Here is a 1,544-nt window from a genome sequence, read left to right as displayed (position 1 = left end):
GCCGTGCCCAGGCTCTGGCTCACCCCGTACTGGTAGGGCAGCAGCCCGATGTAGGCCGGCGCCCCCGTGTTGGTGCGGTCCTCCACGTTCTCCACCCAGTTGCCCACCAGCTGCGTGTTATACACCATGTTGAACACCTGCGCCCCCTGGATCAGCGTCTGGCCCGGCCGCAGCAGGATCCCGTCGTTGTTGGTCAAGCGGTTGCCCACCACAGCCACGTCCAGCGTGCTGCACGACCAGAACTCCAAGCCCGCCCGGTTGTGGCGCAGCACGTTGTCCTTGACCAGCCAGTTGCGCGCCGACCAGTCCGTAATCGAGTAGCGCGAGCTCTGGTCCGGCACCACGTCCCAGCCCCGCTCCACCGTCAGGCTCTGGCCCGCGCTGGCCGTGATGCGCCGCCACTGGCCCAGGCCCTTGCCCTGGATGATGACCACCACGGCCTGGCTGGTGAGCGCGCCCCAGCTGGCCGTCGCGTCCTGCAGCGTGCTGGCCGTGGCCCCGCTCACCCGCCCGTAGTAGGCGTCCTTGCGGTTGGGCCCGCCGCCCTCGTTGAGCAGCGTCTCCCCGTCGTTGTTGTCCGGGGCCGGCCCGTTGATGGTCTCGAACGTGTTGCCCACCAGCGCCACGTTCTGGGCGAAGTTGATCGAGAGCGTGCGCGTCTCGATCGTGGGCTTGTTGGCCGAATACAGGATGGCCGCGTCGCGCACGAACGTGTTGCCCTCCACCACCAGCTCGCTGCAGTTGTCGTTGAAGCCCGTCTGCCAGACCTCGTGCAGCAGGTAGCAGTTGCGCAGCGTGAAGGCGCGCGCGCTCTCCACCGCCAGCGGGCCCTGCTGCAGCCCGGCCAGCGGGTTGTGGCGGCTGATGAAGCGGCAGCCGGTGAGCAGCACCCGCTCGCTGGGCTGCAGGAAGGTCAAGGCCTCGCCGCTGTAGGACCAGTGCACGTTGCGCAAGAAGGCGTCGCGCAGCGTGCCGGGGTACACGCACAGGTTGCGCTGCCAGCGGCCCTGCTCGTTGACGTTCTCCAGCGAGAGGTCCGCCAGGCCCACGCGCTGGGCGTTGCCCATAAAGCCCACGGCGTAGCCGAAGGCGTAGGCCGCCCCGTAGCCGTAGCGCAGGCGCGTGAGCGTGGGGCCGGCGCCCTGCACCACCACGCGGGCGGGCAGCTCCAGGCCCGAGACGCTGGAGTAGACGAGCTTGTAGGTGCCGGCCGGCACGTAGACGATGCCCCCGCCGGCGGCGGCGGCCTGCTGGATGGCCGCCTGCAGGGCGGGCTGGTCGTTGGCGCTGCCGTCACCGACGGCCTTCAGGCGCAGGCGCGGGTCGGTCTTGACGTTGTACACGTTCTGGGTGAAGTCAAACTTGGCAGCCCAGGGCACCTGCAGCTGGAAGTAGTCGGCGCCGGCGGCGATGGCTTGCACCGACTGCTCAGCGCGCACCTCGCCGGCGCTGGCGCCGGCGCCGTTGCTGACCAGCAGCTCGTAGCGGGTGCCGGGCACCAGGCTGGCGGGGGCCGTCACGCGCAGGCAGTAGGCGTCGCTTTG

The 1,544-nt window shown here is 70.0% G+C and carries 1 protein-coding gene; it reads right to left on the bottom strand.

Annotated elements, in window-relative coordinates:
* Positions 1-1,544, bottom strand: a 1,544-nt coding sequence (locus EU556_RS25890; RefSeq protein WP_210116389.1) for a glycosyl hydrolase family 28-related protein, incomplete at both ends; no start/stop codon positions are given.

The organism is Hymenobacter fodinae, assembly GCF_004745825.1.
GTDB classification, from domain to species: domain Bacteria; phylum Bacteroidota; class Bacteroidia; order Cytophagales; family Hymenobacteraceae; genus Hymenobacter; species Hymenobacter fodinae.
Note: the sequence above shows the minus strand (reverse complement) of the source record. Positions and strands in the feature narration are given on the sequence as shown.